The organism is Burkholderia sp. RF4-BP95, assembly GCF_001521985.1.
GTDB lineage: Bacteria > Pseudomonadota > Gammaproteobacteria > Burkholderiales > Burkholderiaceae > Burkholderia > Burkholderia diffusa.
Window position 1 is genome coordinate 115,063 of sequence record NZ_LOSX01000016.1, and the last position, 16,161, is coordinate 131,223.

A 16,161-nucleotide genomic window follows, 5' to 3' on the forward strand; every position below is an offset into this window, starting at 1 on the left:
CGAAGAAAGGGCGCTGCCGAGGCAGCGCCCTTTCTCCATTTACTGCGCCACCGGCACCAGCTTGAAATCGACCGGGCTGCCGAGCGCCACCTTCTGCGGATTCGGGCCGAGCTGCCCCGTTTCGACGTCGCGACTGAATACGTAGAACGTATCGCTGTCCTGGTTGCCGACGATCAGCCACTTGCCGGTCGGATCAATCAGGAATTCGCGCGGCGTCTTGCCGAGGCTCGACTGGCGCCCGACGGTCTTCAGCCGGCCATCGGCCTTGTTCACCGCGTAGATCACGATTTCGTTCACGTCGCCACGGTTGCTCGCGTACAGGAAGCGGCCGTCCGGCGACAGGTGGATCGCGCCGCCGCCCACCTTGCCCTTGAAGCCCGGCACCGTCATCGGCAGCGACTCGACCGGCGTCAGCTTGCCGTCGTGGTGGCCGAACACCTCGACCGCCGCGTTGAGCTCGCTCGTCACGTACGCGAACCGGCCGTCGGCGCCGAACACCATGTGACGCGGGCCGGAGCCGGCCTTCACCGGCGTGTAGCGCGTGTCGGTCGGGCTGATCAGCCCGCGGCTGCCGTCGACCGTGTAGCGGTAGCCGTAGATCTTGTCCGCGCCGAGGTCCTGGACGAACAGGTAACGGCCGTCGGGCGAGAACACCGTCGAGTGCACGTGCGCGCCGTCCTGGCGCCCCTTCACGGGCCCCGTGCCTTCGTGATGCACCGTCAGCGCGGCCGGGCCGACCGCACCGCCGTCGCGGACCGGGAACACGGCGAAGCTGCCGCCCGGATCGGCCGCGACCGAGTAGTTGGCCGTGACGAGGTACTTGCCGTCCGGCGACAGCGCGAGATAGCAAGGATCGTTCCCTTCGGACGACACGCGGTCGATGAACGTCAGCGCACCCGTCTTCGGATCGAAGCCGAACGCGCTGACGCCGCCGCGCTGCGTCGCCGGGCCGTTGTCGCCGGGCAGTTCGTTGACCGCGTAGACGGTGCGACCGTCGCGGCTCGGCAACAGGTAGGACGGATTCACGGTCTTCGCCGACGACACGGGTGCGACACTGCCCGTTTTCGTATCGAAGCGGTAAACGTAGATCCCGTCGCTGCCGCGCCCCGTATAGGTGCCGACGAGCAGGTTGTAGACGCCGTCGGCCGGTGCCGGCGATTGTTGAGCGAAGGCATGGGTCGCGGACAAGGACAGCACGATCGCGAAACCTTTCATCCAGTGAGCGAGCCTAAGCGGGAACCCTCGTGTCGAAGCGCGTGCGTCACGCTCGCGTAAACGGCTGGGCATTGAATCCTCCTTGCATCGAGTCGCTTCAAGTGTTGAGATAGGACGAAACGCCGGCCGTTCATGCGCTCCGCCGCCCGGCCGAGTATACGGGGCGCGACGCCGGCACGTGAAGCCAGGGCGCCTCCGCCTGCATAGTGAACTCGAATACCCAAGGACCGCTTGCCCATGCCCGCCCTGATCGAAGACTACGCCCTCGTCGGCGACGGCCACACCGCCGCGCTGATCTCGAAAGACGGCTCCGTCGACTGGCTGTGCTGGCCCCGCTTCGATTCGGGCGCCTGTTTCGCGGCGCTGGTCGGCACGCCCGAGCACGGCCGCTGGCTGCTCGCGCCGGCCGACGACGCCGCGATCACGCACACGACGCGCCGCTATCGCGGCGACACGCTGATCCTCGAGACCGACTATGAAAGCGCCGACGGCGCCGTCACCGTGATCGACTTCATGCCGCCCGGCAACGGCTGGTCCGAACTGGTGCGGATCGTCGTCGGCCGCCACGGCACGATGAAGATGCGCATGGAACTGGTGTTGCGCTTCGACTACGGTTTCTCGATCCCGTGGGTCACGCAACTGACCCGCGAGGACGGCATGAAGGCGATCGCCGGCCCGGATACCGTCGTGCTGCGCACGCCGGTGCCGCTCACCGGCAAGAACCTCCATACGCTCGCGGAATTCACGGTGAGCGCCGATGAACGCGTGCCGTTTTCGCTCAGCTACGCGGCGTCGCACCTGCGGCTGCCGCCTGCGCGCGATCCGCTGTCGATGCTCGCCCGCACCGAGAACTACTGGCTCGAATGGTCGGGCCGCTGCCAGGTGCAGGGTCGCTACGCGGCCGCCGTGCGCCGCTCGCTGATCACGCTGAAGGCGCTCGCGTACGAACCGACCGGCGGGATCGTCGCGGCGCCCACCACGTCGCTGCCCGAGAAGATCGGCGGCAACCGCAACTGGGACTACCGCTACTGCTGGCTGCGCGACGCGACGATCACGCTGCTCGCGCTGATGCGCGGCGGCTACTACGACGAGGCGCGCGCCTGGCGTACGTGGCTCGGCCGCGTGATGGCCGGCTCGCCCGAGCAAATCCAGATCATGTACGGGATCGCGGGCGAGCGCCGGCTGCCGGAAATGGAGCTCGACTGGCTGCCCGGCTACCAGGATTCGAAACCGGTGCGCGTCGGCAACGGTGCCGCGAACCAGCTCCAGCTCGACGTGTTCGGCGAAGTGATGGCCGCGCTGCACCTCGCGCGCGTGGGCGGGCTGCAGGCCGACGACACGGTGTGGTCCGTCCAGTGTTCGCTGCTCGATCATCTCGAGAAGATCTGGCAGGAACCCGACGAGGGGATCTGGGAAACGCGCGGCGGCCGCCGCCATTTCACGTTCTCGAAGGTGATGGCGTGGGTTGCGTTCGACCGTGCGATCAAGTCGGCGGAAATGTTCCGGCTGCCCGCGTCGCTCGACCGCTGGCGCGCGCTGCGCGACCGGATCCACGCCGACGTCTGCGACAACGCATGGCATGAAGGCAAACGGGCGTTTGCGCAGAGCTACGGCAGCGACGAGCTCGACGCGAGCGTGCTGCTGATGCCGCTGCTCGGCTTCCTGCCGCCGGAAGACCCGCGCATCGTCGGCACGGTCGACGCGATCGAGCGGGAATTGCTGCACGACGGGCTCGTGATGCGCTACCGAACGACGGAGTACGACGACGGCCTGCCGCCCGGCGAAGGCACGTTTCTCGCGTGCAGTTTCTGGCTGGTCGACAACTACGCGCTGCTCGGCCGGATCGACGACGCGCACCGGCTCTTCAGCCGGCTGCTCGCGCTGTCCAACGACCTCGGGCTGCTCGCCGAGGAATACGATCCGGTCGAGGGCCGGCTCGTCGGCAACTTCCCGCAGGCTTTCTCGCACGTGGCGCTGGTGCATACTGCTATGAACCTGATGCACCACGAAGACGCCATGGCGCGCGCGGCCGGCCAGCCGGCGCCGGCCGTGGCGACGGGGCGCTGACCGGGGCCGGAGCGGCTTCTTCAGAGATCGTCAATTCGCAAAAGTTTGATGAAAAATCGGGGAAATGTTGCATTGCAACACCCATCGTTGTCCGATATGATCGATTCGATTGTCCGGCCGCACTGCACCATGGCCGGTCGCTGACCCACACGGCACGCCGCGACGCCCCACGCCGCCCTTGCGCACCGTCCCCCACGCGGGAGTAGTCTGCATGCTTTACCAACTGCACGAATTCCAGCGGGCGATGTTGAGCCCGCTCACGGCCTGGGCCCAGGCCGCATCCAAGTCGTTCGCCAATCCGTCCAGCCCGTTCTCGCTGATGCCCGGCGCGACGCGGATGGCCGCCGCGTACGAGCTGATGTACCGGCTCGGCAAGGATTACGAGAAGCCCGAATTCAACATTCATCAGATCGTCAAGGACGGCCACAACATCCCGATCGTCGAGCAGACGATCATCGAAAAGCCGTTCTGCCGGCTGCTGCGCTTCAAACGCTATTCGGACGACGCCGATGCCGTCACGCAGTTGAAGGACGAGCCGGTCGTGCTGGTCTGCGCGCCGCTGTCGGGCCACCACTCGACGCTGCTGCGCGACACCGTGCGCACGCTGCTGCAGGATCACAAGGTGTACATCACCGACTGGATCGACGCGCGGATGGTGCCGGTCGAGGTCGGCCCGTTCCACCTGCACGACTACATCGCGTACATCCAGGAATTCATCCGCCACATCGGCGCGCGCAACCTGCACGTGATTTCCGTGTGCCAGCCGACCGTGCCGGTGCTCGCGGCGATCTCGCTGATGGCGAGCCGCGGCGAGGACACGCCGCTCACGATGACGATGATGGGCGGCCCGATCGACGCGCGCCGCAGCCCGACGTCGGTGAACTCGCTCGCGACGCAGCACTCGACCGCGTGGTTCGAGAACAACGTGATCCACACGGTGCCCGCGAACTATCCGGGCGAAGGCCGCCACGTGTATCCGGGCTTCCTGCAGCACACGGGCTTCGTCGCGATGAATCCGGAACGTCACGCGCAATCGCACTGGGACTTCTACCAGAGCCTGCTGCGCGGCGACGAGGACGACGCCGAGGCGCACCGCCGCTTCTACGACGAGTACAACGCGGTGCTCGACATGGCGGCCGAGTACTATCTCGAGACGATCCGCGTCGTGTTCCAGGAATTCCGGCTCGCGGAAGGCACGTGGGATGTCGAAGGCGAGCGCGTGCGTCCGCAGGACATCAAGCACACTGCGCTGATGACGATCGAGGGCGAACTCGACGACATCTCGGGCAGCGGCCAGACGCACGTCGCGCACGAGCTGTGCACGGGCATCCCGCAGGACGATCGCCGCAGCCTGACCGCCGAGAAATGCGGTCACTACGGGATCTTCTCGGGCCGCCGCTGGCGCACGATCATTTACCCGCAGCTGCGCGATTTCATCCGCGAGCATGCGCCGGAACCGAAGAACGGCGCGACCAAGGCGCCCGCCGAAGCACCGGCCGCGACTACACTCGCCGCCGTGCCGGCCGTCAAGCCGCAGCCCGAAGCGACGGCGCGAGCGACTGCCGCGAAGCGCGCGCGCGCGAAGGCGCCGGCCGTGACGGTTGCGCCCGCCAAGACGGCAACCGCGAAGGCCGCACCGGCCGCGAAACGCGCGGGCGCCACGCGCGCCAAAACCGTTCGCGCGCGCAAGGCCGCCTGACGCGCCGCGTTCCGACGCAAAAACGCCGCCGTTGCTTGCGCACGGCGGCGTTTTTTTATCCGGCGGCCACGGGTGGGCCGCTCATCGGCGCAACAGATACGCGAGCAGCACCTCGGTGTTCATCCTGACCATCTCCGCGCGCTCGTCGGCTTGGCTGAAGTCGCGGCCGAGTGTCGCGGCGAGCGTGAAACGGTTCGACACGATGTAGTAGCCGAGCCCCGACAGCGTCACGTAGAAGCGCAGCGGATCGACGTCGCTGCGGAACAGCCCGGCCTTCTGGCCGCGCATCAGCACGTTGCCGAGCTTCGCGACGATCGGCGACATCATCTCGCGGATTCGCGTCGACTTGTGCAGGTAGCGCGCCTCGTGCAGGTTCTCGTTGTTGATGAGCCGCAGCAGCTCCGGATGATCGCGGTAGTAATCCCACACGAAGTGCGCGAGCCGCGTGACGGCCTCGACGGGCGCGACGCCGTCGAGATCGAGCACGCGCTCGGCCTCGGTCAGCGCGGAGAACGCGTGTTCGAGCACGGCCGTAAACAGCTGCTCCTTGCTGCCGAAATAGTAATAGAGCATGCGCTCGTTGGTTTCGGCCCGGCGCGCGATCTGGTCGACGCGCGCGCCGAACAGCCCTCCACTCGCGAACTCTTCGGCTGCCGCCATCAGGATGCGGCGGCGGGTACCTTCAGGATCTCTTTTGATTTTTGGCTGATTCATGGTGGCGTTTTGCTATGTGAGCCGCGTGATCCGGACCGGCACCCCCACCGCCTCGGCGCCGGCTGCCCTGGAACGAGCGCGCCGCGTGCGGCCGCCCTCCTGCTGAGCCCCTGCAAAAAAGCGGTTCGATTATGCGCACAGACAGCGTCCAGCGCAATGCGGGAAATCGGCGATAATCGAGGTTTGGCAAACCTTTCCGGCCGCGCCAGACGCGGCCGAGAGCCATTCGGCGCTGCTGCGCCCGTTGTCACCGTGACCGATTCCAAGACCCTCGCGGATCGCATCGAAGATCTGCTTCCCCAGACGCAATGCACGAAGTGCGGCTATGACGGCTGCCGTCCGTACGCCGACGCGATCGCCGCCGGCGACGCAAACTACAACCAGTGCCCGCCCGGCGGCGCCGAAGGCATCGCGCGCCTCGCGCGCCTGCTCGGCAAGCCGGTGATCCCGCTGAACCCCGTCAACGGCACCGAGCATCCGCGCGCCGTCGCGTTCATCGACGAAAGCCTGTGCATCGGCTGCACGCTGTGCATGCAGGCATGCCCGGTCGATGCGATCATCGGCGCGCCGAAACAGATGCACACGATCGTCGAATCTCTGTGCACGGGCTGCGACCTGTGCGTGCCGCCTTGCCCGGTCGACTGCATCGCGATGGTCCCCGTGACCGACGAGCGCACCGGCTGGGACGCGTGGTCGCAGGAACAGGCGGACGCCGCGCGCGAACGCCACGACCGCCGGCTCGCCCGCCAGCGCCGCGAACGCGAGGCCGCCGAAGCGCGCGCCGCCGCCCGCCGCGCGGCCAGTGCCGGTGCGGCCAAGGCGGCGCCGGCCGCGGCGCCGGCTGGCACGCCGGGCGCCGCCCCGGCCGACGACGCCGACGCGAAGAAACGCGCGATCATCGCCGCCGCGCTCGAACGCGCCCGCAAGAAGAAGGAAGAACTGTCCGAACAAGGCGCCGCGCCGAAGAACACCGAAGGCGTGAGCGCGGCCGTGCAGGCGCAGATCGACGCGGCCGAAGCCCGCCGCAAGCGGCTCGCCGAACAGCAGGCGCAGCGCGACGCCGAAGCTGCGGCTGCGCGCGACGACCGCGACGTTCCGAACAACGACGACCAAAGCGACCCGACCGCGCCGCCCGACAAGAACCGTCCATGAACGCCACCAAACGACGCGCGATCTACGAAACGCTGCAGAGCCTCAATCCGCATCCGACCACCGAGCTCGAATACACGACGCCGTTCGAGTTGCTGATCGCGGTGATGCTGTCCGCGCAGGCGACCGACGTGTCGGTCAACAAGGCGATGCGCAAGATGTTCCCGGTCGCGAACACCCCGCGACAAATCGTCGCGCTCGGTGAAGAAGGCGTCGCCGACTACATCAAGACGATCGGCCTGTACCGCACCAAGGCGAAGAACGTGATCGCGGCGTGCAACATCCTGCTCGAGCGCTACGACGGCGAGGTGCCGGCTGATCGCGAAGCGCTCGAGAGCCTGCCGGGCGTCGGTCGCAAGACCGCGAACGTCGTGCTGAACACCGCGTTCGGCCAGCCGACGATCGCGGTCGACACACATATCTTCCGCGTCGCGAACCGCACGGGGCTCGCGCCGGGCAAGGACGTACGGGCCGTCGAGGCCGCGCTCGAGAAGTTCACGCCGAAGGAATTCCTGCAGGACGCGCATCACTGGCTGATTCTGCACGGTCGCTACGTGTGCAAGGCCCGCAAGCCCGAATGCTGGCACTGCGCGATCGAGCCGCTGTGCGAATTCCGGCCGAAGACACCACCGCCGAACGAGTGAGCGCCGGCGGCGGCCGACGCGCCTCACGCGGCCGGCCTGGCCGTGCGCGGCCCGCGGCACGACCCGCAAGCGCCGGTGCGGCGCCCACGACTTTCACCGTTTCCGCTGCTTATGCGTTGGACGTCGCCGTCGCGTCGTCGGCCGCCGCGCCGCCCGCACGCACGAGCGCCAGCACGGCCGCGAGGATCGCGACGCCGCCGGCCCACTGCAACGGCGACAGCGCCTCGCCGAACAGCAGCGCCGCGAGCGCGACCGTCACGACCGGCTCGAGCGTCGACAGCATCGACGTGCGCGCAGCCCCCAGCCGCTCGAGCCCGGCGAAGAACGCGAGCATCGCGGCGACCGTCGACACCAGCGCGATCGCGAGCATCGACGCCCAGCCGGCGGCCGTCGCCGGCCAGCGCGGCGGCGCGCCGAACGCCGCGGTCCGCACGACCGCGATCGCGACGAGCGTCGCGGTCGCCGACAGGCAGATGATCGCGGTGGTCGCGAGCGGATCGACGCCGCGCGTTGCCTTCGTGCCGCCGACGATGTACAGCGAATAGATCACCGCGGCGGCCAGTGCGAGCGCGATGCCGAGCGGCTCGCCGTGGCCGCCGCCGACCATCAGCGCGGAGCCCGCGACACAAAGCACGAGCGCGATCGCCTTCGCGCGCGTCAGGCGCTCGCCGAGCCACCACGCGGCCAACAGCGTGACGAAGGCCGGATACAGGTACAGCAGCAGCGCGACGAGGCTCGCCTGCGCATGCTGGAGCGCGCTGAAATAGCAAAACGACTGCCCGACGTAGCCAAGTGCACCCATCGCCACGAGCGGCGCGAGCGCGCGGCCGCGCGGCCATGCGACGCGGCGGTGCCGGGCGATCGCGGCCAGAACCGCGCCGCCGATCGCGAAACGCACGATCAGCAGCCCGAGCACGTCGACGCCGGCCGCATACGCATAGCGGCCGAAGATCGCCATCGCGCCGAATGCGGCGGCGGACAGCGCGACGTAGAGCGCGCCCTGCAGCGCGGCGGACGATGAGCGGACGGTGGCGGACATGATGTAAGTGGGCAAGTGCGACGACGGGAATCGTCGGAGTGTAGCGGCCCGCTGGCCGGCAGCCTAGCCCTCGCTTACCTGTTGCGCCGCGCAGCAGCCCGCGCCGGCCGACGCCAATCGACGTCGCCGCGCCGCGCCACGGGCGCCCCCCGCCCGCCGCCAGCGCCGTGCGCCGACCCGGCGTACAATGCGCGACGCGGCATGACGCCGCCCGAATCACGACGCGTCCCCACCATGTTCAATCCGAGTCGCGACGAAGTCCGTCGCTTTTTCACCGAGACCTGGCGCAAGCAGCGCGCCGGCGAGATCCTGACGCCGCTGGAAGCGATGGCGGCCGACTGGATCGTCGAGCATCCCGAATACCACGACGACCTCGCGGACGCCGACAGCGCCGCCGCGCGCAACTACACGCCCGAGGAAGGCCGCACGAACCCGTTCCTGCACCTGTCGATGCACCTCGCGATCAGCGAGCAATTGTCGATCGATCAGCCGCCCGGCATCCGCGCCGCGCACGACAAGCTGGCCGCGAAGCTCGATTCGACCCACGAGGCGCAGCACATGATCATGGAATGCCTCGGCGAGACGATCTGGGAAGCGCAACGCACCGGCACGCCGCCCGATACCGACGCGTACCTGCAGCGCATCCTGCGCCGCGCGTCGCGCGACTGAGCGCCGCGGACAAAAAAATACCCCGCCGCGGCGGGGTATGCTGGCTGCACGGACCGGCGAGGTCCGGCGCGCTTACTTCTTGAAGACGAGATCGGTCTCTTTCAGCGACTCGATGTAGGCGGCAATGTCCTTCATGTCGCTGACCGACAGGTTCTGCACCTGCGCCTGCATGATCGCGTTGTTGCGACCGAGCAGCGGGTTCGTCAGCCCCATCTGGTACTGGCGCATCGCCCACACGAGATAGTCGGCGTGCTGGCCCGCGAGGCGCGGATATTCCGCGTTGATCGGCTTGTTCAGCTGCGCGCCGTGGCAGGCCGCGCAGTTGTGCGACTCGACCAGCTCCTTGCCCTTCGTGGTGTCCGCCGCATGCGCGGTACCGATCGCGAGGCCGGCCGCCAGTGCAACCGCCGCCGTCTTGAATGCGTTGTTCATGAATGCTCCTGTCCCGCCGGTCAGATCGGCGGCGCGCGCTTTACTTGTAGGGATTGTCCTTCGTGTCGGCCTTCTGGGCGGCGTAGTAGGCCGCCAGATCCGCGATGTCCTGGTCCGTCAGCGAACCGGCGATCGCGTTCATCGACGGGAAATGACGATCCTTCTTGCGGTAGGCCTTCAGCGCGTTCTCGAGGTATTGCTGGTTCTGGCCGCCGAGGACCGGCACCCGGTAGACCTCCGGGTATGCCGCGCGGTAATCCTGGATGCCGTGGCAACCGATGCACATGGCGGCCTTGCTCGCCCCGTCCTTCGGGTTGCCGACCACACCGGCCGCCTGCGCGCTGCCCGCGAGCGCCACGAGCGCTGCGACAACGACGTGTTTGCCGACGAATTTGTTCATAGCTCTTGTAACCTAGCTTGAGGGGAAACTGGCGCCGAAGCGGCAACGGCCCGCGCCGTTTTGCTTGTCGGTCGCCACGCAGGCCAAAAAAAACGGCCAGATTGTACCGCGTCGGCGGGGAATGCGTCCATACGGCGCCCCGGCCCGCCCCGCCGCAGCCCCGCAACGATACGCGGCCCCGGGCCAACCGGACAGCCCTTCTGACTTATACTGGGTTTTTTTGCGACCAGGAAAGAGCGCCGCCATGCGTTTCGAAGGATCCTCGCACTACGTCGCCACCGACGACCTGAAGCTCGCGGTCAACGCCGCGCTGACGCTGCAACGGCCGCTGCTGATCAAGGGCGAGCCCGGCACCGGCAAGACCATGCTCGCCGAGGAAGTGGCGGCCGCGCTCGACATGCCGCTGTTGCAGTGGCACATCAAGTCGACGACGAAGGCGCAGCAGGGCCTGTACGAATACGACGCGGTATCGCGGCTGCGCGACTCGCAGCTCGGCGACGAGCGCGTGAAGGACATCTCGAACTACATCGTGAAGGGCGTGCTGTGGCAGGCGTTCGACGCCGAGCACCCGAGCGTGCTGCTGATCGACGAGATCGACAAGGCCGACATCGAATTCCCGAACGACCTGCTGCGCGAGCTCGACCGGATGGAATTCCACGTGTACGAGACGCGCGAGACGGTACGCGCGAAGCACCGCCCGCTCGTGATCATCACGTCGAACAACGAGAAGGAACTGCCCGACGCGTTCCTGCGCCGCTGCTTCTTCCACTACATCCAGTTTCCCGATCCGTCGACGATGCAGCAGATCGTCGCGGTCCACTTCCCGCACATCCGCGAGGAGCTACTGCGCGCGGCGCTCGAGAGCTTCTTCGAGTTGCGCGCCGTGTCGGGGCTGAAGAAGAAGCCGTCGACGTCCGAACTGCTCGACTGGCTGAAGCTGCTGCTCGCCGAGAACATCCCGGCCGACGCGCTGCGCGGCGCCGACGCGAAGCAGATCGTGCCGCCGCTCGCGGGCGCGCTGCTGAAGAACGAGCAGGATCTGAGCCTGCTCGAGCGGCTCGTCTACATGAACCGGCACAACCGGTAACCCACCCGCGAAGGCCCGGCCATGCTGCTCAATTTCTTCTACGCGCTGCGCGCAGCCAAGCTGCCCGTCTCGGTGAAGGAATACCTGACGCTGCTCGAATCGCTGAAGGCCGGGCTGATCTCGCCGTCGATCGACGCGTTCTACTTCCTCGCACGGATGACGCTCGTCAAGGACGAGCAGTACTTCGACAAGTTCGACCAGGCGTTCGGCGCGTATTTCCATGGCGTGTCCGCGTTGCCATCCGAAGCGTTCGACATTCCGCTCGACTGGCTCGAGAAGCGTCTCGAGCGCGAGCTGTCGCCGGAGGAAAAGGCGCAGATCGAAGCGATGGGCGGCCTCGACAAGTTGATGGAGCGCCTGAAGGAACTGCTCGACGAGCAGAAGGAACGCCACGAAGGCGGCAACAAGTGGATCGGCACCGGCGGCACGTCGCCGTTCGGGCACGGCGGCTACAACCCCGAAGGCGTGCGCATCGGCGGCCCGTCGAACGGCAACCGCACCGCGGTCAAGGTGTGGGAGGCGCGCGCCTACCGCGACTACGACGATTCGGTCGAGATCGGCACGCGCAACATCAAGGTCGCGTTGCGGCGCCTGCGCCGCTTCGCGCGCGAAGGCGCGGCCGAGGAACTCGACCTGCCCGGCACGATCCGCAGCACGGCCGCGAACGCCGGCTGGCTCGACTTGCGGATGGTGCCCGAGCGCCACAACAACGTGAAGGTGCTGATGCTGCTCGACGTCGGCGGCTCGATGGACGATCACATCAAGCGCACCGAAGAGCTGTTCTCGGCCGCGAAGGCCGAATTCAAGCACCTGGAGTTCTACTACTTCCACAACTGCGTGTACGACCACCTGTGGAAGAACAACCGCCGCCGCCACTCGGAGCGCACCGCGACGTGGGACGTGCTGCACAAGTTCACGCCCGATTACAAGCTGATCTTCGTCGGCGACGCGACGATGAGCCCGTACGAGGTGCTTCAGCCCGGCGGCTCGGTCGAATACAACAACCCGGAAGCCGGCGCCGTCTGGCTGCGCCGCCTCGCGGACCAGTTCCCCCACCATGCCTGGCTGAACCCCGAGCCCGAGCGGCTATGGGAGTACCGGCAATCGGTCGCGGTGATCCGCGATCTGCTCGGTCAGCGCATGTATCCGCTCACGCTCGCGGGCCTCGAAACCGCGATGCGCGCACTCAGCAAATAACGAACCCGCCCTGCAGACACTAAGGCCGCGTCCAGGCGGCCTCCCCCGGAGATAGCATGAACCCTTCGCCCACCGCGAGCGCTGGCCGCGCCGGCGGCCGCCGCTTTTTCGCCGATACGTCCGTCTCGACGCTCGTCGCCGGCTTCGTCGCGATGATGACGGGCTACACGAGCTCGCTCGTGCTGATGTTCCAGGCCGGCCGCGCCGCGCACCTGACCGACGCGCAGATCTCGTCATGGATCTGGGCGCTGTCGATCGGCATGGCGCTGACGACGATCGGCCTGTCGCTGCGCTTTCGCGCGCCCGTCGTGGTCGCCTGGTCGACGCCCGGCGCTGCGCTGCTGATCGCGTCGCTGCCCGGCGTGCCGTACGCCGAGGCGATCGGCGCGTTCGTCGTGTGCGCGCTGTTGCTGACCGCGATCGGCGTGAGCGGGCTGTTCGACACGCTGATGCGGCGCATTCCGGCCGGCATCGCGGCCGCCTTGCTCGCCGGCATCCTGTTCGAGATCGGCATCGAGATTTTCCGCGCCGCGCAGTTCCAGACCGCGCTCGTGCTCGCGATGTTCTTCACCTACCTGATCGTCAAGCGGCTCGCGCCGCGCTACGCGATCGTCACGACGCTGATCGTCGGCACCGCCGTGGCCGGCGGCCTCGGGCTGCTCGACTTCAGCCGCTTCCATATCGCGCTCGCGCAGCCCGTGTTCACGATGCCCGCGTTCTCGATCGCATCGATCGTCAGCATCGGCATTCCGCTGTTCGTGGTCGCGATGGCGTCACAGAACGTGCCCGGCATTGCGGTGCTGCGCGCGGACGGCTATTCGACGCCGTCGTCGCCGCTGATCGCGACCACCGGCCTCGCGTCGCTGCTGCTCGCGCCGTTCGGCTCGCACGGCGTGAACCTCGCGGCGATCACCGCCGCGATCTGCACGGGCCCCGAAGCGCACGAGGATCACGCGAAGCGCTACACGGCCGCCGTGTGGTGCGGCACGTTCTACCTGATCGCCGGGATCTTCGGCGCAACCATCGCCGCGCTGTTCGCGGCGCTGCCGAAGGCGCTCGTCGTGTCGGTCGCCGCGCTCGCGCTGTTCGGCTCGATCATGAGCGGGCTCGCGAACGCGATGCAGGACGTGAAGCAGCGCGAAGCAGCGCTCGTCACGTTCATGGTCACCGCGTCGGGCCTCACGCTGCTGTCGATCGGCTCGGCGTTCTGGGGGCTCGTCGCGGGGATCGTCACGCAGGTGATCCTGAACGCGCGGCGCCCCGCATAGCGCCGCATGGCGCGGGCCCGCACCGCAAACGGCACGCCGAAACGTGCGCGACGCGATTCGGGCCTAGAATAGTGGACCGGAGGCGGCGCCCGGCGCCGCCTCGCTTCGCTGCCGCGCTCGCGCGGCCCGTGAGAACCCCGGCGCCTTGCGCCCTCCTCCCGAATCGCCATGACTACCGCACTCGACCAGCTGAAGCAGTACACGACCGTCGTCGCCGACACGGGCGATTTCCAGCAGCTTGCGCAATACAAGCCGCAGGACGCGACCACGAACCCGTCGCTGATCCTGAAGGCCGTCCAGAAGGACGCATACAAGCCGATCCTCGAGAAAACCGTCCGCGATCACCGCGACGAAAGCACCGATTTCATCATCGACCGCCTGCTGATCGCATTCGGCACCGAGATCCTGAAACTGATCCCGGGCCGCGTGTCGACCGAGGTCGATGCACGCCTGTCGTTCGACACGCAGCGTTCGATCGACAAGGGCCGCGAGCTCATCAAGCTGTACGAAGCCGCCGGCATCGGCCGCGAACGCATCCTGATCAAGCTCGCGTCGACGTGGGAAGGCATTCGCGCGGCCGAGGTGCTGCAGAAGGAAGGGATCAAGTGCAACATGACCCTGCTTTTCTCGCTGGTCCAGGCCGCCGCATGCGCGGAAGCCGGCGCGCAACTGATTTCGCCGTTCGTCGGCCGCATCTACGACTGGTACAAGAAGCAGGCCGGCGCCGACTGGGATGAAGCGAAGAACGGCGGTGCGAACGATCCGGGCGTGCAGTCGGTGCGACGCATCTACACGTACTACAAGACGTTCGGCTACAACACCGAAGTGATGGGCGCGAGCTTCCGCACGACGAGCCAGATCACCGAGCTCGCGGGCTGCGACCTGCTGACGATCAGCCCCGATTTGCTGCAGAAGCTGCAGGACAGCAACGACACGGTGGCACGCAAGCTGTCGCCGGACGCGCTGCTGGACAAGCCGACCGAGCGCGTCGCCATCGACGAGGCATCGTTCCGCTTCCAGTTGAACGACGAAGCAATGGCAACGGAAAAACTGGCCGAGGGCATCCGCGTGTTCGCCGCCGACGCGGTGAAGCTCGAGAAGCTGATCGATGCGCTGCGCTGAACCGCGTTGCGCGTGACGGCTGTCAGTTGAACTGTCAGCAAGCCTGACAACAGCCGTCAGCAAGCGTGGCAAACGGCCGCGAACTGCGTGTTCGCGGCCGTTTTTATTTTTCATTCCATCGTCAAGCGCGCGCACTACAATCCACGTCACGAGTGCGCCGGCCGCATCCCGGCGTGCTCTTCCCGGTCAATCTTGGAAGTACCCGTGCCGGCACCGACACGCCGGCCCGGTCAACAGGAGACAACGATGCAAGTCCAACCGTATCTGACGTTCTACGGCCGCGCGGAAGAGGCCCTTCAGTTCTACGAAAAGGCGCTCGGCGCGAAGACGATGTTCAAGATGCACTTCAAGGACGCGCCGCCGAATCCCGACTACCCGATGTCGCCGGAGATGAGCGACAAGGTGATGCATGCGAGCTTCACGATCGGCGACTCGATGATCATGTGCTCGGACGGCGACTGCAGCCAGCCGGGCGGCACGCATTCGGGTTATTCGCTGTCGCTGAACCCGGCGACGGTCGAGGAAGGTCAGAAGCTGTTCAATGCGCTCGCCGACGGCGGCGAGGTGACGATGCCGTTCGGCAAGACGTTCTGGGCGCTCGGCTTCGGGATGGCGAAAGATCGTTTCGGCGTGCACTGGATGGTCAACGTCGAAGACCTCTCGCAACGCGAGGATCTCGCGAAACGCGCGGGACAGTAACGCACCCGCGCCGCCCGGACCGCCACGCAAGCGCCGGGATCCGGGCGGCCTCGCTACTTGCGCAGCACTTCCGCCAGCGCCCGCTCCAGCGTGCCGTTCGAATGGCACGCGACGCGCGCGCTCTTCTGCTTGCCGGCCGCGACCACGCTGGCCGTGCCCGCGACGTCGATCGACACGGTCACGCCTTGCGTGGCGTCGTCGATGCGCGTCACGACCTTCAGCGTATGCGTCACGTTCGACGTCTGCTTCAGCGCGGAGCAATCCAGGAAATTGCCCGCGTTCGGATAATCGGCATAGGCGGCGGCCAGAAGGCCCGCGTCGCGATCGCTGACGCGCACGGCAAGCTTGTGGTCCGCATAGAACTGCGCGACAGCCGTCCATACTTCGTCGTACTTGCGATTGCCGATCACGATGCCCGACGCATCGTCGACGCCGTGCGCACGGTCGGACGTATCCTGCTGCTCCGACGGCGCATCGCGCGCCGCGTACCGCTGTCCAGGACCGTAGACTGAAATGCAGCCGGCGAGCATCGCGCACAGCATCGCGGCCGGCAAGATCGTTTTCATCGGGCCCACCATCACCGGTAATACATGTTCGCGCAGCCGGCGAGCAGGATCGGGGCGACGAGCACCCACATCAACAGGACTCTCATCGTTGGCCTCACCGGTAGTACGCGTTCACACAACCGGCAAGCGCGGCGCACCACAGGCCGAGCACCAGCAACCCCATCTTCATCATTGCATCCCTCATGTAGTCGAAT

The 16,161-nt window shown here is 67.2% G+C and carries 16 protein-coding genes; 10 read left to right on the forward strand and 6 right to left on the reverse strand.

Going from position 1 to position 16,161, the window contains the following annotated elements; all coding sequences use genetic code 11:
- Positions 1 to 39: 39 nt before the first annotated feature.
- Positions 40 to 1,287: a lactonase family protein gene (locus WS46_RS04460; protein ID WP_156443073.1), complete on the reverse strand. Its 1,248-nt coding sequence runs from the start codon at positions 1,285 to 1,287 to the stop codon at positions 40 to 42.
- A 165-nt stretch (positions 1,288 to 1,452) separates the two neighbouring features.
- On the opposite strand from WS46_RS04460, the gene WS46_RS04465 reads away from it, so the two are divergent.
- Positions 1,453 to 3,282, forward strand: coding sequence for a glycoside hydrolase family 15 protein (locus WS46_RS04465; RefSeq protein WP_059527320.1), 1,830 nt, complete (start codon positions 1,453 to 1,455; stop codon positions 3,280 to 3,282).
- Positions 3,283 to 3,493: 211 nt separating this feature from the next.
- On the forward strand, positions 3,494 to 4,981 hold the full coding sequence (locus WS46_RS04470; protein ID WP_059689420.1) for a polyhydroxyalkanoate depolymerase: 1,488 nt from the start codon (positions 3,494 to 3,496) through the stop codon (positions 4,979 to 4,981).
- An 81-nt stretch (positions 4,982 to 5,062) separates the two neighbouring features.
- Here the strand turns inward: WS46_RS04470 and WS46_RS04475 are convergent, their stop codons facing one another.
- The gene (locus tag WS46_RS04475; RefSeq protein WP_059527327.1) at positions 5,063 to 5,695 is read right to left on the reverse strand and encodes a TetR family transcriptional regulator; all 633 of its coding nucleotides are present in this window, start codon (positions 5,693 to 5,695) and stop codon (positions 5,063 to 5,065) included.
- Positions 5,696 to 5,851: 156 nt separating this feature from the next.
- Here WS46_RS04475 and rsxB point away from each other — a divergent pair, with 156 nt between their 5' ends.
- Positions 5,852 to 6,847, forward strand: coding sequence for an electron transport complex subunit RsxB (gene rsxB, locus WS46_RS04480; protein ID WP_059689421.1), 996 nt, complete (start codon positions 5,852 to 5,854; stop codon positions 6,845 to 6,847).
- Positions 6,844 to 7,488 (forward strand): endonuclease III, encoded by a 645-nt coding sequence (nth, locus tag WS46_RS04485; RefSeq protein WP_006754450.1) that lies wholly within the window; start codon positions 6,844 to 6,846, stop codon positions 7,486 to 7,488. The genes rsxB and nth overlap by 4 nt, the downstream gene beginning before the upstream one ends.
- A 109-nt stretch (positions 7,489 to 7,597) precedes the next feature.
- Here the strand turns inward: nth and WS46_RS04490 are convergent, their stop codons facing one another.
- The gene (locus tag WS46_RS04490; RefSeq protein ID WP_059689422.1) at positions 7,598 to 8,527 is read right to left on the reverse strand and encodes a DMT family transporter; all 930 of its coding nucleotides are present in this window, start codon (positions 8,525 to 8,527) and stop codon (positions 7,598 to 7,600) included.
- Between the two features lie 201 nt (positions 8,528 to 8,728).
- Between WS46_RS04490 and WS46_RS04495 the strand changes: the two genes are divergently transcribed.
- Positions 8,729 to 9,196, forward strand: a complete 468-nt coding sequence (locus WS46_RS04495) for a DUF1841 family protein (protein WP_373557189.1) — start codon at positions 8,729 to 8,731, stop codon at positions 9,194 to 9,196.
- A 72-nt stretch (positions 9,197 to 9,268) separates the two neighbouring features.
- Here the strand turns inward: WS46_RS04495 and WS46_RS04500 are convergent, their stop codons facing one another.
- A complete protein-coding gene (locus WS46_RS04500; protein WP_011885615.1) occupies positions 9,269 to 9,628 on the reverse strand; it encodes a cytochrome c in 360 nt (119 codons plus the stop codon).
- A gap of 40 nt (positions 9,629 to 9,668) precedes the next feature.
- On the reverse strand, positions 9,669 to 10,028 hold the full coding sequence (locus WS46_RS04505) for a cytochrome c (RefSeq protein WP_011885616.1): 360 nt from the start codon (positions 10,026 to 10,028) through the stop codon (positions 9,669 to 9,671).
- A gap of 244 nt (positions 10,029 to 10,272) precedes the next feature.
- On the opposite strand from WS46_RS04505, the gene WS46_RS04510 reads away from it, so the two are divergent.
- From WS46_RS04510 to WS46_RS04530, 5 genes are all read left to right on the forward strand, one after another.
- Positions 10,273 to 11,115 carry a MoxR family ATPase gene (locus WS46_RS04510; protein WP_059527339.1) on the forward strand — a complete coding sequence of 281 codons (843 nt, stop codon included), beginning with the start codon at positions 10,273 to 10,275 and terminating at the stop codon, positions 11,113 to 11,115.
- A gap of 21 nt (positions 11,116 to 11,136) precedes the next feature.
- Positions 11,137 to 12,312, forward strand: a complete 1,176-nt coding sequence (locus tag WS46_RS04515; RefSeq protein WP_059527344.1) for a VWA domain-containing protein — start codon at positions 11,137 to 11,139, stop codon at positions 12,310 to 12,312.
- A 56-nt stretch (positions 12,313 to 12,368) separates the two neighbouring features.
- A complete protein-coding gene (locus WS46_RS04520; protein ID WP_059689423.1) occupies positions 12,369 to 13,580 on the forward strand; it encodes a benzoate/H(+) symporter BenE family transporter in 1,212 nt (403 codons plus the stop codon).
- A gap of 168 nt (positions 13,581 to 13,748) precedes the next feature.
- Entirely contained in the window at positions 13,749 to 14,702 is a 954-nt protein-coding gene (gene tal, locus WS46_RS04525; protein WP_059689424.1) for a transaldolase, read from the forward strand.
- A gap of 246 nt (positions 14,703 to 14,948) precedes the next feature.
- Positions 14,949 to 15,401 carry a VOC family protein gene (locus WS46_RS04530; protein ID WP_059527353.1) on the forward strand — a complete coding sequence of 151 codons (453 nt, stop codon included), beginning with the start codon at positions 14,949 to 14,951 and terminating at the stop codon, positions 15,399 to 15,401.
- A 53-nt stretch (positions 15,402 to 15,454) separates the two neighbouring features.
- Here WS46_RS04530 and WS46_RS04535 read toward each other — a convergent pair whose 3' ends face one another.
- On the reverse strand, positions 15,455 to 15,967 hold the full coding sequence (locus tag WS46_RS04535) for a hypothetical protein (protein ID WP_156443074.1): 513 nt from the start codon (positions 15,965 to 15,967) through the stop codon (positions 15,455 to 15,457).
- Positions 15,968 to 16,161 lie beyond the last annotated feature (194 nt).

Excerpts from the sequence above, each read along its gene's own strand:
- WS46_RS04460 (WP_156443073.1), bottom strand. The coding sequence starts at position 1,287 with ATGCCCAGCCGTTTACGCGAGCGTGACGCACGCGCTTCGACACGAGGG.
- WS46_RS04465 (WP_059527320.1), top strand. The coding sequence starts at position 1,453 with ATGCCCGCCCTGATCGAAGACTACGCCCTCGTCGGCGACGGCCACACC.
- WS46_RS04470 (WP_059689420.1), top strand. The coding sequence starts at position 3,494 with ATGCTTTACCAACTGCACGAATTCCAGCGGGCGATGTTGAGCCCGCTC.
- WS46_RS04475 (WP_059527327.1), bottom strand. The coding sequence starts at position 5,695 with ATGAATCAGCCAAAAATCAAAAGAGATCCTGAAGGTACCCGCCGCCGC.
- rsxB (WP_059689421.1), top strand. The coding sequence starts at position 5,852 with ATGCGGGAAATCGGCGATAATCGAGGTTTGGCAAACCTTTCCGGCCGC.
- nth (WP_006754450.1), top strand. The coding sequence starts at position 6,844 with ATGAACGCCACCAAACGACGCGCGATCTACGAAACGCTGCAGAGCCTC.
- WS46_RS04490 (WP_059689422.1), bottom strand. The coding sequence starts at position 8,527 with ATGTCCGCCACCGTCCGCTCATCGTCCGCCGCGCTGCAGGGCGCGCTC.
- WS46_RS04495 (WP_373557189.1), top strand. The coding sequence starts at position 8,729 with ATGACGCCGCCCGAATCACGACGCGTCCCCACCATGTTCAATCCGAGT.
- WS46_RS04500 (WP_011885615.1), bottom strand. The coding sequence starts at position 9,628 with ATGAACAACGCATTCAAGACGGCGGCGGTTGCACTGGCGGCCGGCCTC.
- WS46_RS04505 (WP_011885616.1), bottom strand. The coding sequence starts at position 10,028 with ATGAACAAATTCGTCGGCAAACACGTCGTTGTCGCAGCGCTCGTGGCG.
- WS46_RS04510 (WP_059527339.1), top strand. The coding sequence starts at position 10,273 with ATGCGTTTCGAAGGATCCTCGCACTACGTCGCCACCGACGACCTGAAG.
- WS46_RS04515 (WP_059527344.1), top strand. The coding sequence starts at position 11,137 with ATGCTGCTCAATTTCTTCTACGCGCTGCGCGCAGCCAAGCTGCCCGTC.
- WS46_RS04520 (WP_059689423.1), top strand. The coding sequence starts at position 12,369 with ATGAACCCTTCGCCCACCGCGAGCGCTGGCCGCGCCGGCGGCCGCCGC.
- tal (WP_059689424.1), top strand. The coding sequence starts at position 13,749 with ATGACTACCGCACTCGACCAGCTGAAGCAGTACACGACCGTCGTCGCC.
- WS46_RS04530 (WP_059527353.1), top strand. The coding sequence starts at position 14,949 with ATGCAAGTCCAACCGTATCTGACGTTCTACGGCCGCGCGGAAGAGGCC.
- WS46_RS04535 (WP_156443074.1), bottom strand. The coding sequence starts at position 15,967 with ATGAAAACGATCTTGCCGGCCGCGATGCTGTGCGCGATGCTCGCCGGC.